At 44.5% G+C, this 18,593-nt stretch carries 17 protein-coding genes; 7 read left to right on the top strand and 10 right to left on the bottom strand.

Annotated elements, in window-relative coordinates; translation table 11 throughout:
• Positions 1–54: 54 nt before the first annotated feature.
• Positions 55–1,227: a glycosyltransferase family 4 protein gene (locus AC50YO_RS07350; protein ID WP_494845175.1), complete on the top strand. Its 1,173-nt coding sequence runs from the start codon at positions 55–57 to the stop codon at positions 1,225–1,227.
• Here AC50YO_RS07350 and AC50YO_RS07345 read toward each other — a convergent pair.
• A complete protein-coding gene (locus AC50YO_RS07345) occupies positions 1,224–3,134 on the bottom strand; it encodes a DUF4214 domain-containing protein (RefSeq protein ID WP_494845170.1) in 1,911 nt (636 codons plus the stop codon). The two genes, AC50YO_RS07350 and AC50YO_RS07345, sit on opposite strands and share 4 nt — an antisense overlap.
• A gap of 208 nt (positions 3,135–3,342) precedes the next feature.
• Here AC50YO_RS07345 and AC50YO_RS07340 point away from each other — a divergent pair, with 208 nt between their 5' ends.
• Both AC50YO_RS07340 and AC50YO_RS07335 read left to right on the top strand, forming a co-directional pair.
• On the top strand, positions 3,343–4,008 hold the full coding sequence (locus AC50YO_RS07340; RefSeq protein WP_494845166.1) for an acetyltransferase: 666 nt from the start codon (positions 3,343–3,345) through the stop codon (positions 4,006–4,008).
• Positions 4,009–4,024: 16 nt separating this feature from the next.
• Positions 4,025–5,146 carry a DegT/DnrJ/EryC1/StrS family aminotransferase gene (locus tag AC50YO_RS07335; RefSeq protein ID WP_494845165.1) on the top strand — a complete coding sequence of 374 codons (1,122 nt, stop codon included), beginning with the start codon at positions 4,025–4,027 and terminating at the stop codon, positions 5,144–5,146.
• A gap of 593 nt (positions 5,147–5,739) precedes the next feature.
• On the opposite strand, the gene gmd is transcribed toward AC50YO_RS07335, so the two are convergent.
• A complete protein-coding gene (gmd, locus tag AC50YO_RS07330) occupies positions 5,740–6,855 on the bottom strand; it encodes a GDP-mannose 4,6-dehydratase (RefSeq protein ID WP_494845329.1) in 1,116 nt (371 codons plus the stop codon).
• A gap of 112 nt (positions 6,856–6,967) precedes the next feature.
• On the bottom strand, positions 6,968–7,294 hold the full coding sequence (locus tag AC50YO_RS07325; protein ID WP_494845164.1) for an antibiotic biosynthesis monooxygenase: 327 nt from the start codon (positions 7,292–7,294) through the stop codon (positions 6,968–6,970).
• A gap of 206 nt (positions 7,295–7,500) precedes the next feature.
• Between AC50YO_RS07325 and AC50YO_RS07320 the strand changes: the two genes are divergently transcribed.
• Entirely contained in the window at positions 7,501–8,022 is a 522-nt protein-coding gene (locus tag AC50YO_RS07320; protein WP_494845160.1) for a Crp/Fnr family transcriptional regulator, read from the top strand.
• Here the strand turns inward: AC50YO_RS07320 and hmpA are convergent.
• The 7 genes from hmpA to AC50YO_RS07285 form a co-directional block, all read right to left on the bottom strand.
• Positions 7,989–9,203 (bottom strand): NO-inducible flavohemoprotein, encoded by a 1,215-nt coding sequence (gene hmpA, locus AC50YO_RS07315; protein WP_494845156.1) that lies wholly within the window; start codon positions 9,201–9,203, stop codon positions 7,989–7,991. The genes AC50YO_RS07320 and hmpA overlap by 34 nt on opposite strands.
• Positions 9,204–10,258: 1,055 nt before the next feature.
• On the bottom strand, positions 10,259–10,897 hold the full coding sequence (locus AC50YO_RS07310) for an ABC transporter ATP-binding protein (RefSeq protein WP_494845153.1): 639 nt from the start codon (positions 10,895–10,897) through the stop codon (positions 10,259–10,261).
• A gap of 1 nt (position 10,898) precedes the next feature.
• Positions 10,899–11,777 carry a hypothetical protein gene (locus AC50YO_RS07305; RefSeq protein WP_494845148.1) on the bottom strand — a complete coding sequence of 293 codons (879 nt, stop codon included), beginning with the start codon at positions 11,775–11,777 and terminating at the stop codon, positions 10,899–10,901.
• Positions 11,770–12,534 carry a hypothetical protein gene (locus AC50YO_RS07300; RefSeq protein WP_494845145.1) on the bottom strand — a complete coding sequence of 255 codons (765 nt, stop codon included), beginning with the start codon at positions 12,532–12,534 and terminating at the stop codon, positions 11,770–11,772. Before AC50YO_RS07300 ends, AC50YO_RS07305 begins: the two co-directional genes overlap by 8 nt.
• A gap of 7 nt (positions 12,535–12,541) precedes the next feature.
• The gene (locus tag AC50YO_RS07295; protein ID WP_494845140.1) at positions 12,542–13,735 is read right to left on the bottom strand and encodes a hypothetical protein; all 1,194 of its coding nucleotides are present in this window, start codon (positions 13,733–13,735) and stop codon (positions 12,542–12,544) included.
• A gap of 966 nt (positions 13,736–14,701) precedes the next feature.
• On the bottom strand, positions 14,702–15,664 hold the full coding sequence (locus tag AC50YO_RS07290; RefSeq protein ID WP_494845136.1) for a bifunctional riboflavin kinase/FAD synthetase: 963 nt from the start codon (positions 15,662–15,664) through the stop codon (positions 14,702–14,704).
• 106 nt (positions 15,665–15,770) lie between these two features.
• Positions 15,771–16,124: a HesB/IscA family protein gene (locus AC50YO_RS07285; protein ID WP_494845132.1), complete on the bottom strand. Its 354-nt coding sequence runs from the start codon at positions 16,122–16,124 to the stop codon at positions 15,771–15,773.
• A 306-nt stretch (positions 16,125–16,430) separates the two neighbouring features.
• Between AC50YO_RS07285 and AC50YO_RS07280 the strand changes: the two genes are divergently transcribed.
• The 3 genes from AC50YO_RS07280 to AC50YO_RS07270 all read left to right on the top strand — a co-directional run bounded on the left by AC50YO_RS07280 (position 16,431) and on the right by AC50YO_RS07270 (position 18,564).
• Complete coding sequence (locus AC50YO_RS07280) at positions 16,431–17,063, top strand: helix-turn-helix transcriptional regulator (RefSeq protein ID WP_494845128.1); 633 nt, start codon at positions 16,431–16,433, stop codon at positions 17,061–17,063.
• A gap of 130 nt (positions 17,064–17,193) precedes the next feature.
• Positions 17,194–18,192, top strand: coding sequence for an NAD(P)/FAD-dependent oxidoreductase (locus AC50YO_RS07275; protein WP_494845124.1), 999 nt, complete (start codon positions 17,194–17,196; stop codon positions 18,190–18,192).
• Positions 18,193–18,399: 207 nt separating this feature from the next.
• Entirely contained in the window at positions 18,400–18,564 is a 165-nt protein-coding gene (locus tag AC50YO_RS07270; protein WP_494845118.1) for a pirin-like C-terminal cupin domain-containing protein, read from the top strand.
• Positions 18,565–18,593: the final 29 nt, after the last annotated feature.

Here is an 18,593-nt window from a genome sequence, read left to right as displayed (position 1 = left end):
GTAGACATATATTGTAGTTATACCAAAATCGACCACTAACAGGAGGGCAATAAGTTGAAGATTCTGATTTGGACCCCGAATTTCTCTATTGGCGGAGGAATGCGTCTGCTTTACAACCTCACAGCAGCAATGGCCAGGCAGTCGGGTGTCGAACATATACGACTCGTAGTAGCGCCCCAATCTATGATGAGAAATATTAGTGAACTGAACGCAATTCGCAATGTAGAAGTCATCCAACATGATAAACTAATTGATCACCCCGACTCCTCTTATCTGCTGGCTAATGTAGATGTTGTCTATTATTACTGGCCTCATACCCATGAATACAAGGCGATTGATCGGCCGACATTATGCACCTTTCACGATACAACCCTATTTGACTTCGCACCTCCATTTTTAGATGGGAAGCAATTAAAGCAGCATTGGACGTTATCCAAAACATGGGTGGATCACGTAACGGCAGTTGCCGTATCCTCACAGCATGTTAAGAATCGTCTTATTATGCATTTTGGCAATCGCAATGCTGCAGCACATGTCATCCCTCATGCCATAACGCCGATTCCTCAGCGGTTCTCACACACGCTTTCTCGCGATATAGCCTTAAGAGTACCGCCGCAATATATTATTTATCCATCGAACACGTCGCCTCATAAAAATCATAATAATCTATTGCTCGCTCTTGCACGCTTTAAAGACAGAAAAAAATACCCGTTAGTCTTAACCGGATATTTAACCGAAACCTTGCGCCAGCCGTTTCCTGATTTTACCCCAGCTCATAGCTGGATTCCTACGCTTATCACGACGATGAAGACCCATCATCTCCAAGTCGATTCGGATCTATACCCTCTCGGATTCGTGAACGATCAGGATATACCTGCTCTAATCAAGAACGCCAAAGCACTCATAATGCCTAGCTTATCCGAGGGCGGCGGCAGTTATCCGGTTGAGGAAGCGCTGCGCCTTGGCACCCCGGTGCTATGCTCCGATATTCCGGTCATGCGGGAGCACCTGTCCCGGCATAGCGCCAAGATTGCCTGGTTCGATCCGCATAATCCAGATTCAATCGTTCAAGCGCTTGATGATGTTTTGCTTAATTACCAAACGTATAAAGAGTCTACAATGAAGGGCATTAATGATCCTACCCAGACATGGGATGACGTTGCCAAACGATACGTTGCGGTACTCAGGGAAACATATTGGCGTTATTATGGCAAGGCTTTGAATTAAAGCCCTGCCATCGCAAAATTCTCGAATATAACCGTGTAATCTCTAGCTACATGCAGCCAGTTCCTTTGCAGAATGCCATCTAATGCTGCTTTCTGTGAAGGAACAACGGCTTTGCCCTGCTCCCACAGCACCCTAATCGCATCCGCCATCTCTAGCTGATCACGTGGATTGAAGGTGGCAAAGCTGCTCATATCGGATATGACCTCCCGCACAATGTCCAGCCTTCCAAAAGCTACTGGCGTCTCCATCAGAAGGGATTCCAATATCGGAAATGGACAGCTTCCCTCGAATAGAGTCGGTACGATCGTGCCTGCTGCATATCGATATAACGAAGGAAGATCTGCAGAAGGCAGACGACCGATGAACAGAATCGACGACTTAATATCAGGATCGCCAATCGCATTCAAAGCCGCACTAATTTCCCGCTGCCGCGGCCGATTATTCAGATCATCCGTAAAGACCAGCTTCAAGCCAGAAGCTCTGCCAACCTCAGTCAATCTAAACCGGTGGAAGGCGTCAATAAGCCTGTCATGATTCTTATGAAGCCTGATCACGGAAGGGAAGGTTAAATACGGACCATGCAGTCGATATTTAAGCCGGAATTGTTCCTCCGCATGAACCCCGAAGGAAGAATATTCCTCGCGAGGTGCTGCAAACCTTACGACAGCTGTCTTATGCAACGGCAATCCAAGGAAGGACAAGCCTTCATGATTTCGGGTAAATTCAGAATCAAATACGACGGCAGCCGCGCTGTTGATCACCTTTTGTGCAACCGTGTGAAGATATTGGTAATGTGCCTGCTCACCTGCATACAAATCAGGAAAGTGCAGATAAACCAAATCATGAAGACATACGATAAACGGCCGATGCAAATACTGGGCCAATGCCATGCCAACATACGGTACGATCCAGACATCCGCAGGGACCGTTCGGTTGACTGTATCCATACTATCCGTCGAATAGATCCGTATGCGGGAAGGATGCAAGGCCAGCAGATTAGAATAGATGCTCATGACTTCTCTGTAATTCGCCTCGGTCGTCGCTACATGCACCGTATAAGACTGCTCCAATGACAACAGCCCTTCTGATAAACGAACGATAAAGCGCCCAATTCCTTCGCCATCCATCGTAATCTGTGAACCGAAGCATAAGAATATGCCGATATGCTGATAACCAGTCCGCAAGTTTCCTACTTCAACCGGGGCAGGCAGCTTCACATCCTCAAGCAGGTTCTGTACCTGCTCTGTCAATAATAGACTTGCGATCCATCCCCGCCTCGTCTGCCCTTGACGCAGTGCCCCCACATAGTCACCAATCTTGGCACCGTCTGGATCACGGTTTGCCAGATGGACGTGAATGCCATGTATGAAATCAAGGTCTGCGGCAGGGTATAGCGTCTGGATCACGTAAGCAGCGGTGTTGCTGTCACCTGATGGTTTTCTGCCAAATACAATTTCTGCTTCGCCGCTTTGAATTAACGAAGCAGCAATTACAGCCCGCGATGTCCCCGTCTCCAGCAGCTTTCTATGCGCAACAAACCCTGCTTGATCCGGCTCTCTTTGCAGAATCTGACGATACAATTCCCACAAGAAATCTTCCGTACTCAGCTTAAATACAGGCTGCAGCCATTGAATAATTCGACTGCCCGGCGAGAGGCTTTGTCTGAACACGGCATTATCCGCTTTTAATCGCGCTATATCCAAGGCGTCGGACTTTTCCGTCTTCATACGTCCGCCCTTGCCTCTCTTTCTCGCCCGCACCGATTTCTTTCCGCGCAATCGTCTTCCCTTGCCTTTTCTTCTTGACAGCTTCCTCGGCTTTGCATGTTTGCGACGTTTACTGCGTGCTTGTCGATTGCGCGAGCTGCGCTTAACCGAACCTTTTCTGCGGTTTCCTTTGCGTTTCATACCCAGCCTCCAATCCTCTTCTTCCTAGTTAGAGTATTGTCACGGTGAGAAAAAGCAACGGCTGAAGCCCTTGCTGCTTAGTGATTTCAACCATTTTTCATAAAATAGACAGCAGTCTAGCAAATTTTGAAGCAAATTTATTCCTAATGAATATACATAGAGTAACTGCTCTGATCTTTCATTCCTGTTGTCAAAGGAGCCGATTGACTTGCTGCATACTCACTCCATTCCGAACAAAACGGTCATTATTGGAGCAGGTGGACACGCGAAAGTGATTCTTGATATGCTGCGCTCCGATCCGCATGTGGAAATTATCGGCTGTATCGGCAACGAGCCAGGCACTTCCGTGCTGGGCGTTCCTGTCATCGGCGGTGATGATAAGCTAGCGATGCTGAAGGAAGAGGGCGTAAGCCATGCTTTTGTCGCTATCGGCAATAATGCCAAGCGCCGTGACCTTGCCATTCACGCACAGAGTATGGGCTTCGAGCTTATTAATGCTATCAGCTCTCATGCTTATATCGCCCCTAGCGTCATTCTTGGCAAGGGCATTGCCATTATGGCGGGCAGTATCATCCAGCCTCATACACAAATTTGCTCCTATGCGATTGTGAATACGAAGGCCAGCGTTGATCATGATGGCTACATTGGCGAGGCTTGTCATATTGCTCCCGGATGTACGCTATCCGGCGGCGTTAGAGTAGGCGATACAAGCTTCCTCGGTACAGGTACCGTCGTCATTGATGGGAGACAAATTGGGGAAGGGTGCATGATCGGTGCGGGAGCCGTAGTTACCCGGAATATACCTGATCATGTGCTTGCTGTAGGCGTACCTGCTGCCATCAAGTCTGCATGGCCAGCCAAAGAACGAACGTAACTCGGAGGGAGGCATAATGTTGAAAGACAGATTTTATCCGGTTGCCGTTCCCGTTCTAAACGGAAATGAGAAAAAATATGTGTTGGACTGTCTCGATTCAACTTGGATATCTTCTACAGGAAAATATATTACCGCCTTTGAAGAGGCATTTGCCGCCTATTGCGGCACTAGATTTGCTATTTCTTGCAGCAACGGCACTACAGCGCTTCATCTGGCGCTGCTGGCGCATGGTGTCGGTCCAGGCGATGAAATTATCGTCCCCACACTCACCTTCATCGCTACAGCCAATGCCGTCGTTTATTGCGGTGCCAAGCCTGTCTTTGTCGATTGTGAGGAAGATACATGGAATATGAATCCTGAGCTTCTGGAAAGTGTAATTACACCTCGGACGAAGGGCATCATCCCTGTCCATGTGTACGGCCACCCCGCAGATATGGATGCTATTCAAGAGGTTGCTGATAAGCATGGACTATTCGTTCTTGAGGACGCCGCTGAAGCACTCGGAGCAGAATACAAAGGACGCAGAACGGGTTCGTTAGGGCATACAGCAACCTTCAGCCTATTCGGCAATAAGATTATTACGACTGGGGAAGGCGGTATGATTACGACGAATGATGAGGATCTGGCTAGAACGATGCGTACGCTGCGAGGGCAAGGCATTGATCCTGTTCGTAAATATTGGTTCCCTGTTGTCGGCTATAACTATCGTCTAACGAACCTGCAGGCTGCTGTTGGCTGCGCACAGCTTGAGAACGTCGAATGGCATGTGAGCGAACGAATCAGGGCAGCATCGCTCTACTATGAGCAATTAAAAAATGACAGCTCCATTACACTGCCTGTTCAGAAGCCTTGGGCTAAAAATGTGTATTGGATGTTCAGCGCCGTCATGCATGATTATAATGAAGCGGAGCGCAATCAGCTTATGCTGCTGCTCAAGCAGGATGGTATCGAGACAAGGCCATTCTTCTACCCGATGCATGTGCTTCCACCCTACAAGGATCTTCAGCCCAAAGAACAATTCCCTGTCGCCAACCGAATTTCGGCACAAGGAATTAACGTCCCAACTTACGGAGGCATCACGGAAGAGGATGTTCAGTATATTAGCAGTCGGCTTAAAGAGCGCTTGCGCGACGTATAGCTAAGCCAAGGCAAGCTTTTGAGGGGCTGTCCGACAAGCAGTCCAGTCCATTGCCATGACTTGATCAAAAAATGGATAAATGGCGGTGCATGGAGATTATTCCTGCACCGCCATTTCTGGCTTCTAGCGTCTTCTTGAGCAATACCTCCGTACTTCGCATATGGTGGATGACACCTCTATTTGGCAACAAATCATTCACTCCAGCCAGTTACAGTCACCAATTCAATTTACTTAAATAACGTTTCTTCAACTGCGAGCTCCCTCACCATTGTGTGAAGCTAGCCTCATTCGAATGGCCGGTGTACCCTTCAGATATGAGTTGTATGAGGCTAGCCTCATAGCTCAGGAGGGGAGCCTCCCGAGGTATGAGCTTTACCTCATACATTCAAGCTAATCTCCCCAACTGCCATAATTATAAGTGCTTTCCCTCACATCTACGTGAGTTAACCTCATAGGAGTTCGCCTGCCCCTCCCGCTCCCTAATTCAAACGTTTGGAACAGCGCCATTTTTATTTTGCTTTTCAATACCAAAAAAGGTGATACAGGAATTATTCCTGTATCACCTTTTGGTGCTTAGCACTCGTGAATTGCTATTATTCTGCATCCAGACTGATTTGATAGCCCAGCTTGCGAAGATCAACGACTCGCCTTATCTCCTCCAGATCCCCTGCTACCATTTCCTTAACCAGATCCGCTAAGCTGCTTGCCGGCTGCCAGCCGAGCTGCTCTCTTGCCTTGGTCGAATCGCCTAGCAATAGATCCACCTCAGAAGGACGATAGAAGCGAGGATCTACCTGAACGATTGTACTTCCTGCTGGGAGTTGATACGCAGAATCACTGCAAGACACGACGTAGCCATACTCCTCGGCTCCCTCTCCGTGAAAAGCCACCTCAATACCTACCTCCGCAAAAGCCAGCCGTACGAATTCCCGCACTGCCGTCGTTGTTCCCGTAGCGATGACGTAATCCTCTGCCGTATCCTGCTGCAAAATGCGCCACATGGCCTCGACATAATCCCTTGCGTGACCCCAATCCCGCTGTGCCGACAGATTGCCAAGCGCGATGGTGTCTTGTAAGCCGGAAGCAATTCTAGCCACCGCTCTGGTGATCTTCCGAGTAACGAATGTTTCCCCTCGAACAGGGCTCTCATGGTTGAACAAAATACCGTTACAGGCATACATGCCATAGGCTTCCCGATAATTAACGGTAATCCAATAACCATATAGCTTCGCAACAGCATAAGGGCTTCTTGGATAGAATGGCGTCGTCTCACTCTGTGGCACAGCCTGCACAAGTCCGTACAGCTCCGAGGTTGAGGCTTGATAGATGCGCGTCTTCTCCGACAAGCCAAGCAATCTTATGGCTTCGAGCAGGCGAAGCGTGCCGATTCCATCGGCATTCGCCGTGTACTCTGGTGCATCGAAGCTAACATGCACATGACTCATAGCCGCCAAATTGTATATTTCATCTGGTTGAATCTGCTGAACTAAACGGACTAGGTTCGTTGAATCCGTCAAGTCGCCGTAATGAAGAAATAATGTCAGTTCCGAGGCGTTCGCCGTTTCAACAAGCCGATCAATTCTTCCGGTATTTGCTAGCGAGCTTCGGCGGCGAAGTCCGTGCACAATATAGCCCTTGGCCAATAGCAGCTCGGCAAGATACATGCCATCCTGCCCAGTAATCCCTGTTATAAAGGCGACCTTCTGCATGATTCCCTCCGTCGTATTCATCATATTGGATTGACTGTATCACTCCAATATATTATGAATCTAGCAGCGAGCCGGTATTGGACAGAACACTATTTTTACACGCAGAACCTGATTATTTGCTTGCTTTTCCTTGCTTAATATTATCGACCTCGTACATATTCACGTTCGTGCTAATAATATACCCAGGCGCTTCTTGCCCGCGTTTTTCGCGATGGCCTTGAATATGGGCATCACTTTTCTCCCAATTTTTCCAAGCATCGAGCGACTCCCAACGGATCATTACCATAACCTCTTCGTTGTCCTTGTTGTTCTTATTCACCATTACGCTATAATCAACGAGGCCCTCCATCTCATGAAGCGGGCTGTTTCCACTGAAACGCTCGACAACCTTCTCGGCATTTCCTTTCTCTACAAGGATCGTTCTAGTTTGAATAAGCATATCTTGCACCTCCATAAAATTTACAATCCTATACATCTTTTTAAATGATAACATTAATCATTATCAAAATCTATTCCATTCTAAAACAGCTGCGGACATTCACTATCTAGATGCGAATTTCCTCCTGCGCTATGCTATAATCGACAAAAAGCGAAGCATCTGATTAATCCAGATGTTTCGCTATTATACTGGAGGCCCTTGCCCATATGATCATCCATAAAGGAGAGACGCTGTTCCGACAAGGTGAAACGGGACCGCTCTACCATCTAAGCAGCGGCTTGCTGAAGATCGTGCGTCTGCATGAAGACGGACATCAGCTTCTCGTTAATATCATTACGCCGGGCGAGACGATTCCCCATCACTCACTCATTAGCCCAGCCCCTTATTACGGTACAGCCATTGCCCTTATTACTAGTAAGATCGACATCCTGCCGGCAGCAGAATGGTATGAGAAGCTGGAACATCATCCGGACCTGTTCCGCCCCCTAGCTCTTCAACTGCAAGACAAGCTGCGGATGATGCAGCAGCGAATTGACCAGCTTACGGAGCTGACCCCCGCAGATAAGCTGCTCAAGGTGCAGCGATGGTTCCAGACTTATATCGGAACTGCTGAGCTTACCGAAATTCTAACGCAGGATGAAATCGGACAATTCATCGGAATGCGCCGAGAGACCGTTAATCGACTGTTACGTGCTCAGAGGGCAGCCGCCGGACCGAAAAATTCATAATGCACATCCTGCTCAGGTACGCCCCATTCCTTCAACGCATTGTTAATAGTCCGCATAAACGCCAGAGGACCGCAGAAGTAGAAGGCTGCTTCCTTCGTTCCTGCTATGCTTTTTAGCCATTCCAAGTCCATATAGCCTTCTTTGTGGAAAGCATTCCCTGCATAATCTTGTTCCGTCGGCTCTTTATAGCACCAGTAAACCGACAGCTTATCATGCTGCTTAGCAAGATCCTCTACTTCCTTGCGCATCGCATGCACATGTCCATTGCGTGCTGCGTGAATAAACGTTACTTTTCTGTCTCCGTTGGTCTCCATTAGCGTATGAAGCATACTAACCATCGGGGTAAGCCCCACTCCGCCGCTTAACAGGACTACTGGTTTATTTTCCTCATGATTTAAGATGAAATCCCCTGCTGGTGCAGACAGCCATACAACGTCACCTTCTGTCACATGCTCATGCAAATAGACAGATACTTTGCCCGCTGGACGTCCTTCTGCTGCATCCTCTCGTTTAACAGAGATTCGATAATAAGCTTTATCCGGCGAATCCGATAGGCTGTACTGTCGCAAATGTGTATAGCGTTCTCCCGGAATATTAACCTTAATGGTAATATATTGACCCGGCACAAATTGCGCTAGTTCGCCTCCATCCTGAGGGACGAGATAGAAGGATGTGATGACATCTCCCTCGGCTGCTTTTTTCTTAACCAAGAATGGCCGAAAATCAGACCATCCGCCTGCTTGTTGTTCTGCATCTTTATACATTTCTGCTTCTATTTGAATGAACACGTCAGCGATAACACCATACGCTTGCCCCCATGCCTCAAGAATCTCATCCGTTGCAGCATCGCCGAGCGTATCCTTTATTGCCGCCAGCAAATATTGTCCGACAATCGGATAATGCTCGGCCTTGACCCCCAAGCTGCGATGCTTGTGAGCAATCTGCTTGACGACCGGCATAATATTCTCCAGTCGATCAATATGAAGCGCTGCCGCATAGACTGCATTCGCCAGAGCCGCTTGCTGTCTCCCCTGTTTCTGGTTGGCATGGTTGAATATATGGAGCAGATCAGGATAATCGGTGAACAATGTTTCGTAGAAGCGCTTGGTAATAGTTGTTCCATGTACTTCCAGTACAGGTACTGTAGATTTAATGACTGCTATCGTATGTGCGTTTAGCATCGTAATCGCCTCGTTTCTAATATTCGATATGCCCTTAGTATACGTAAGGCGCTTCTCTTAACCTGTGATTACAATCACAGTAAAAGGCAACGATTTGTGTCTGGGAAGAACCTTTCATGCTCCTCTATATATTCCGAATGCAGTCAGAGATTATTCAGGCCCGCGTTATGTTTGATTTGTCCATATCATCATTTTGTTTTTGAAGAAAATTATTACGCGTGCTGCTTTATAGGATCACATATCTGCTGATGCATGATATCGTACTATGGTTTGTTCCTTTTATAGTTACGATATCGAGAAATTGCTCTTGGCAAATTTGAAATCCCTATAAATAGACTGCCAATAATGGGGAGTATATCTAAAAAAGACGGTCTATGATCGCCATCTCCCTCAGGTCCGGTCCGCGGCTGTTCAGCATCCCAGTAACCATAAATAAGTGCTCCCGATGAAAAAACGATTATAAAGATACACAGTGCCAGATAAAATACATACCGATTCAAATTACCACTCCTCTAACGTCATATACCCATCATAAATCATAATATATACTTTGACACATAACCCTTCACGTTGTATTTATCAAATTCATTATTCAAAGTTCAGATTGCCGTCGTCCAGTTTTTTTCATTATATAATAGAATTGTACATAATGTGTTCCGATGATAATCATCCCGTGTTGGCATTGTTTTGGAACAACTGATTATCAAATATCAACATAGAGCTCAATTTACTTTAATACAAATTCCGATAAAACAAAAAAGTATTTGATCTATCCAGATCAAATACTTTACTTAAGAATATTTGGAAATGGATATATCCCTTTGCAAGGTTTTAATCCCAATCTAAGATATCCTCCTTCTATGTTACTACAACAAATCATTTAACCATTCCTTTATTTTAGCCAAAGCGTTTGCCTTTGAAATCATAAAATCTCCTTTTAATAATATTACCTATTCAGATTTCACGATTTCAACAGCAACTGTAAGGAGAAACATCCTGCAAAACATAATTAAAATTTCTCAGACAGCACGTATCCGAAATCCTGTGTTATCTATTTACTTAACAGGTGTTAATACGCCTCCATCCATTTCACAAACGGTATCACACAACACCTCAATATCCTCCGCATAATGAGAGGACAAAATAATGGTAATGCCTTCTTGCTTTAATCCTCTTAACATTTCACGGATTTCTAAAACCCCTTGCTTGTCCAAACCATTCATTGGTTCATCAAGAATTAGTAGCTTCGGTTTTTCCATAATGGCTTGTGCAATACCAAGCCGATGACGCATGCCTAGCGAATACTTCCTTACCTGCTTTTTACTCTTGGGATCAAGACCTACACGCGCCAGGGTTTCACGAATAGCATCATCCGATATTCTACGCCTTATAGAAGCAAGCAGCTTCAGATTTTTGAACCCGCTGAGTGAGCCAATGAAGCCAGGTTCTTCAATGATAATGCCAATATCCTGAGCTGCCGCAGGTTCCACAGGATGGCCATTGACTAGAATACTACCGGAATTAAGCTGCATGAAACCGCAGATGCATTTGAAAAGAACAGTTTTTCCAGATCCATTCCGTCCGATTACTCCATGAATTCGGCCGGTTTCAAACTTCACAGACACTTGATTTAAAGCAGTCGTTTCCTTAAAGCTCTTTACTGCTTCTGATACTTCTACCATATAGGTTCCCATATCAATATCCCCTTATTTGAATATTCATATCTTTTTTACAAAACACAATTATAGAAATAATACTCATAAGCACAATCGCCCCCAACAAGCAGGCTACTGCATATATGGGTGTAGGCATTGAGCCCGAATCGGACCAATCCAAAAAAAACATACTTGCCCAACTAATCGGCGACAGGAAATAAATCACATTTCCAAAAGAAAGCTTACCTACATAAACGGCAAAGTATGCGATACCAGTGAATACACCAGCTACTATTAATCCGCTCATTTTACCAATTACAATATTAAAACTGAAAATAAGAACACCTATGAATACAGTAACAAGCCAAAACAACCCAAAGCTTATCAGCGTTGCTTCGATGGCCGAAAAGAGGCTAATTACCGGATCTCCGATAACTGCGAAATTAGTTATACCGTACTTGTCAGTACTACCTGGATCAAAGGCTAATGTCTTTAAAACAGCCCCCCATTCTGTAGCAAACTTCAAGTTCGGAATTAATACAATCATAGACATAAGTACAAAAAATGCAGTATAGACAAATCCCGCCAATACAATGTAAAGGAGCTGACCCGTTATCCAGTTTCGACGGCTTGTTCTAATGATTACGAACGGGGCATATTTATCCGCGAACGGAGCATCACAAAACAATAATGCCGTCAGGCCTCCATAAATGGGAAACATAACAGGAGTGGTTAGTAAGTATGGAAATACCCAAGGTGTTACAGCAACACCTACAGCGGAAGCATAATCCGAAATCCAAGTAAAGACCCATATCGAGTATGCCATTATGACAGCTGCAAGCGTGTAAATACGAGGAGTTACAGGCCACTTTGTAAAATTGACTCTAGCAGAAAGCCATATCGTTTTCAGATCAATCAAACTGCTTCCTCCTTCGTATTTGTACTAATGTCCCATATCCCATCATGAGACACAATATCATGACTGTCCCCAGCTTGAACATCACTGCGGCTATCGGAGATCCTGGATCGTACACTCCTTCAACAATTGTACCTAATTTCAAAAATTGCGGTATATCCCACGAACTGGTCATTCGAAGTAAAACAAAATAAAGTACCGTGGGAGCTGCCATTGCTGTAAAACGATTGGGAATATAGGTTGAAATCCATAGCGCCGCTACCGCAAATAGAGCAGAGGATAGTGACAAATGAGCAGCAGAGTAAACAAGGTAGCGAAACGGCATTCCTGCTTCCAACAATATTGTATACGCATCACCACTAGTAATCCGGGTAAAGAACGGCAATTTGATTAACAATAACATTGCATACAAAAGAATACCTATAAATGTCGCCAATGTACCAGAGAGAGCGCTCACTAAAACCTTAATTGTTGCATAATTACGTACTCCCGAACGAATGATCCAAAAGCTGGCGGCACGTTCCTCCCATTCAGAAGCAAAGGTCAGTGCAAACGGAATGAGTGGTAATATGCCTACAATCAAAATAATATTCCCGCCTCCTCTTAACATCACCACGGACAACACATCAGATAGGGGGCTAATCTTACCGACAGAAGTCAGAAACAGTACTAATGTAACACCACAGCTGCTTGCAACAAAACTTACAGAAAAAATAGCTCGACTGATACTTATTGCAAAAAGGGATAAAAAGAGTTTCATTTAACCATCACCTCATACCGGACAACTTTTCACCTGTCATAGCATTTACGACATATTGACTATAGTTGTCATATGGAAACTTCGCTTGGCTTTGGGAATCTACAAATATATTGGGCTTGGCAATAGCAAATACCCATGCTGGAATTAATTCATAAGCATTTTCTGCTGGAATTGATACATAGCATAGCTCTGCAGACGTGATTCTTGTCCCCTTTTCCAATATTAGTTCTGTATATTCCTTGAGTAGAACCTGTAAAGCATCCGCAACTCCGATGAGTGTCTCTTTCGTCCCAGCCTTTGCATTTACAACATCATACATACCGGTAACTTGAATATTAGTCAAACCGTCCTTGGTATAGTTAGCGTTAATTATTGGATACTTCATGAAGTTTCCTGAAGCTCCCGTTGCTGTTCCTTTTCCCCATTGCCACTGTACGTTGATTATAGGAATCTCATCTATCAACTGCCGAAAGTGAAATAAGTAACCTTCGTCCTCCTCAGACCAAGTGAGCTTTTCAGCTACTTCTCTATCAGGATGGTTCCTAACATACCATTCATAATGTTTTCTGATGGTCTCTAAATCTTTAGAGTATGCTTCTGCAACCTCAAGCTTTGGTAAACCGATACCATATAATTCTTTTTCAATCGCCACAAGTGTATCCTCATAACTCTTAAAAGATAAGTCCGTAAAAGAAGCGTAACCGCTTCTTGAATCGCTTCCAAGCATTTGCTCAGTCAAGCTCGGTGGTCCTACCTCATTCGATATAAGAGATGGCTTTGGCGTGGACCCTATTTTTTCTACAACATAATATAGGCCCCCGTTTACATCATTCTCAATCCCAAATTCTTTTCCACCATCAAGCACAGTAAGGTATTCTTTAATGGACTTACTTTCGGTTTGAAACTGCGGCCCCAATGCCTGAGTTTTTTTAGCAATAATGTCATTGCGCAACAACCCCTCAGCAACGACATCTGGGTTCAGTTCCAGAAAAATTGTAGTATACTTTTTGGCGGAGGCTACAGATTTGACCTTGGCTGGATCAAACGAGACTTCAAGGGTTTCGGGTAGTTTCACAGTTTGCAGGAACTGCTCCAAGTTCAGGTTGTTGTTTGACGGCTTGCTATCTTTAGGCGATCCCATACAAGCAGAAACAGACAGCAACATTATGCTGCTGAACAACATGATGATAATTTTTCGCATAGCTGGTCATATCTCCCTCACACGCAGTTTTATCATACAAAATGCAGGTGGCGAGCACACCTGAATTTTGTATATTTAGTTTAATTATGTCATTTTTTTGAGTATTATGTACAAGATATTATTCAGGAAGCCTTTCTAAAAGCAATAAGTAAAATGCCAAGCACACAGGATAATAAGTACCGAAGAGCCTGGATTGGATAACTGCGTCTACAACAGGTTCCCGAAATTTTACTTATGTTAGCGGCTACGGTGGAGTTGGTAATCAATATGCTTTAACTGGCTATCCGGCTGACTATAATTTTTCTAATTATTCAGTATCTAGAACTTGGTCTCCGACACTATGGTCTTGAACAATAGATAAGATCGTGTTATAAGTCATACTATAAAAAGAAACATATATCCTTCGTTGAATGCTTTCATCCAGTAAAGAAAACTCGGGTGATATGAATTGAACAAGATCATCATTTGAATTTTTTATTAAATTAATCCTCCTATTGCTATTAATAAGTTAAGTGAATCATACCGCTGGTAGGATCAATTGCATCAAGGAATTATGACCCAAAAAAGACCTCAGTTTACAATTAATACTACAATAACACATTTTATTACTTTTTAGCGTCGAAAAATGTCGTTATATAAATAGTTCAAAACTACCGTTTTTGTGTCTCGGGTAACTCCAATCTTTATAATTAAAGATAACAATACTACTAAGGTATAATCATCATTTATTAGGCATCTGAAATAAAGCTATGTTATGCAACTCTCATACCTGAAATAAAGAGGCTGATAAAAAAAGGGTGCGTTACATCCCCCCGTATCATTCAGGCGAATCTTATTGCAAAATCTCAAAAAAAAGATGGACAAGCGTAATAACGCTATTCCATCTATTGGGTATGAGGCTCTATAGTTTAGGCATCACGCTTTTAATATAAAACTCTCCAGTCAGCTCAAACCGCATAGTATCTGCTATTTCAACGTCCGCTCTATCGGCATCCCCAGCCATTCCCGCGCATTGCGTTCATCCCTATGCATTTGCTCAATCAGAGCATCGGTTGACTCGAACCGAATTTCATTCCTCATCCTTTCAATAAAGGATACAGCGATTTCCTGATTATACAAATCACCGCTGAAATCCATTACGTGAGCTTCGATTAGATAGCTGCTGCCTCCTACCGTCGGCCGATATCCCGCACTGATCAAGCAATTTCGATAAGCAATGAGATGGTCTGACGGATCAGAGATTTGTACCGATCCAATATAGACCCCCACCCCTGGAATCACGTAATCTTCCGTGATCTTGAGATTCGCTGTGGGGAAGCCGAAGGTTCGTCCAAGCTGATTGCCTGTTACGACTGTCCCACACACGCTATAATCTCTACCTAATAGCTGTCGAGCCTCGCGTACCTTCCCTGCGGCGACTAGCTCACGAATATATGTGCTGCTTATTTTCCCGCCGTTCATCCTCACCAGAGGAACACTCGTTACTTGAATTCCAACTGCTGCGCATAATTGCTTAAGAAGCACAACGTCCGAGGCTCTTCCTTTTCCAAAGCTGAATTCTTCCCCGATTACAATCCGCTTTACATTCAATTGTGTGAGATGGTCCTTTACAAAAGCTTCAGGCGTAATCTGCGCATTCTCTTGCGTCCAATTAACTTCATACACAAGCTGTACGCCCTGCCGCTCGAATTGCCGCTTCCTTTCCTCGAACGGTGTTATAAAAAGGTTAAATTCATCATTCTTATCGATTACCGAACGCGGATGCTGTGAAAAAGTAAGCACAGCCAGCTTATCGCTTCCTGTTAACAACTGGCGAGCCTCATAGAAGAGATGCTGATGCCCAATATGCATACCGTCGAAATTTCCAATGCAGAGCACGATAGGCTCATCGTTTTTTGGAGGTGCGCTGTTTATTTGTACGTATTGCATCATAATCGCCTCTTAGTAATTGTAATCATTGCCTGTTCCAACTCTATTCCATATGCAAATGCCGTTTACCATCTATCTATTGTGCCCCCTCTGCAAGCATTAGCGCCTAACATTTATTTGCCTTGCCCCGATAATCGGCTGTACGGAAGCTGCTTCCGCAACCGCATGTTGCACGTGCATTAGGATTCTCAATCGTAAACCCATTGCTCATCGCCAGCTCCTGGAAATCAATGCTGACACCCGCGATGTACCGCTCGCTTTCCTGATCAATAACAACCTGAATCCCTTCCATATCCAAGATGCGATCCGTATTCTGCAATTCCGACTCAAACGCCAAATGATACGATAGTCCGCTGCATCCGCCATCCTTAACGCCTACTCGCAGAAACGATTCCGGTGTATCACTTTCTGCCATCATCTCGCTAATCTTAAACTGTGCTCTCTCACTGATTGTAATCATCCACTGAACAACTCCATCCCTGTCATGATCGTCTTATTTCACTTTATTTAATATAGTAAACTTTAATATATAATAATTATGATAATGATCTTTTTGTTTGTCAATAAGCATTCTAATACTAATCACAGCGCACTTTATAAACGTATGTATTGACTATGTTTATCGACTAGGCTACACTAATTTTAGATTGTTATAATAGCCAATAATGAAAGCGGAAGTGAAAGGTTCTCCTTTTCTTCCGCTATTCCTATTCCTTGCGCATTTATATCTATTACTAATCATATAACGATAGGGTGGTGGAACAACATGAAGGATGATTTGGATATGTCTACCCGTGAAAAAATTATGATGCTGATCAAAACAAACGGAGAAGCCAGCACCAAATTGTTAACTGAACAGCTTGGCATTACCTTAATGGCTGTTCGCCGTCATCTGCTTGCATTAGAACGAGATCATTTAATTGCTTCCAAAACCGTTCGTCAGCCTATGGGTCGTCCAACCGCTGTCTATCATTTGACCAAGCAGGCGGAGGATCATTTCCCCAAAAAATATCATACGGTCGCTCTTGATCTTCTGGCGGAGCTTGAAGGCGAGGCCGGGGAAGATATGGTTAACCATTTATTTGATCTTCGCAAAAAGTCTCTTTTTAATAAATTTGAAGGACAGCTGCAAGGAAAAGATCTTGAGGGGAAAGTTGCCGCTCTCTCCGATATCCAGAACGAGAATGGCTACATGGCCCAGTGGGAGAAAGAATCCGACGACGCTTATCTATTGACCGAATATAATTGCCCTATATCACAAGTCGCCAGCAAATATAACCACGCTTGCACCTGTGAGCTAAGTCTATTCGAATCCTTGCTGGATGCAGACGTAGAACGAACCGATTGCCTGACCAAGGGCGGCAAAAAATGTGTCTATCGGATTAGAAAAAAAAATTAACAACGATGCTTCTCATTGCAGCCAATGGATGAGAAGCCTTTTATTTATATCCCTTTGACGGCAATCTTTCTCATGCTATAATACTATATATACTTGTATATAAAATATACTTAAATAAGGAGCTACAATCATGACTAATCTATCGTCCGATGAATTCGTGGACATGATAATAATCGGTGGAGGGCCAGCGGGCATGTTCGCGGCGTTCTATGCCGGCATGCGCCAGGCAAGCGCTAAAATAATCGACAGTATGCCAGCGCTAGGCGGGCAGCTTACAGCGTTATATCCAGAAAAATATATTTATGATGTAGCTGGCTTTCCTAAAGTGACTGCCCAACAGCTTGTCAATAATTTGCAAGAGCAGCTGGATCACTTCCCTGTCCAAGTTGCTTTAGAAGAAAAAGTGCTTGAGGTCAATAAAATAGCCGAGCATCATTTTCAGATTGTTACAGACAAAGGCACTCATTATAGCAGAGCCGTTATTATAACCGCAGGCGTTGGCGCCTTTGAACCGAGACGCTTGGAGCTGCCTGAGGCTCCGCGCTTTGAACATAAGAATCTGCATTATTTCATCAAAGATCTGAACACTTTTGCCGGGCAAAAGGTCGTTGTCTGCGGAGGCGGCGATTCTGCGGTCGACTGGGCTCTTATGCTGGAGCCGATCGCCGAGCAAGTTACGCTTATTCACCGGAGAGACAAGTTCCGTGCGCATGAGCACAGCGTGGATAATCTTATGCGCTCCACCGTGCAGGTCGTTACGCCTGTGGATATTCAACAGCTGCATGGCGATCAAGAGCTTAACAAAATAACCGTAGCCCATAGCAAGACTGGAGAAACACAGGAACTTGCTTGTGACTCCCTCATCGTCAACTATGGGTTCGTCTCTTCACTCGGTCCGATAGCACAATGGGGAATTGAGATTAAAGATAATTCCATCGTCGTTGACACCCGTATGGAGACGAATATACCTGGCATTTTTGCTGCCGGTGACATTACGACTTATCCAGGCAAGCTCAAACTAATTGCGGTTGGCTTCGGCGAAGCCCCTACTGCCATCAACAATGCCAAGGTATATATTGATCCGAATGCTAAGCTGTCGCCGGGTCATAGCAGTAATCTCAAGCTTTAAATAATTGTTTATTTACGAACAGATCGGGAGAGCATCACGCTGTCCCGATCCCCATTACGCTATTAACTTGACAAAGTAAAGCCTGTCATATATCTTTAATTAAAGATTATTAAATTTGAGATATATGACGCACGGAAATCCTATCCTTATTGCTGTGCACACATCATTAGACAAAGGGGTCTACGCAGATGACAACATTACGAGCAATTGAGGGTATTTTTCACCAATGACACGCTCGTTATTGTATTAAGCGGTGAGCCCATCAATGAGCCCATTTATCAGCATGGCCCCTTCGTAATGAACAGTGAGGAAGAAATTATTGAAGCATTCCATGATTTCCAGTCAGGCAAAATGGGCAGCACCGCGTTCTAATCTTTTCGAAACAAACCATACCAAGGAGG

The organism is Paenibacillus sp. J22P59 (assembly GCF_059383895.1).
Note: the sequence above shows the minus strand (reverse complement) of the source record. Positions and strands in the feature narration are given on the sequence as shown.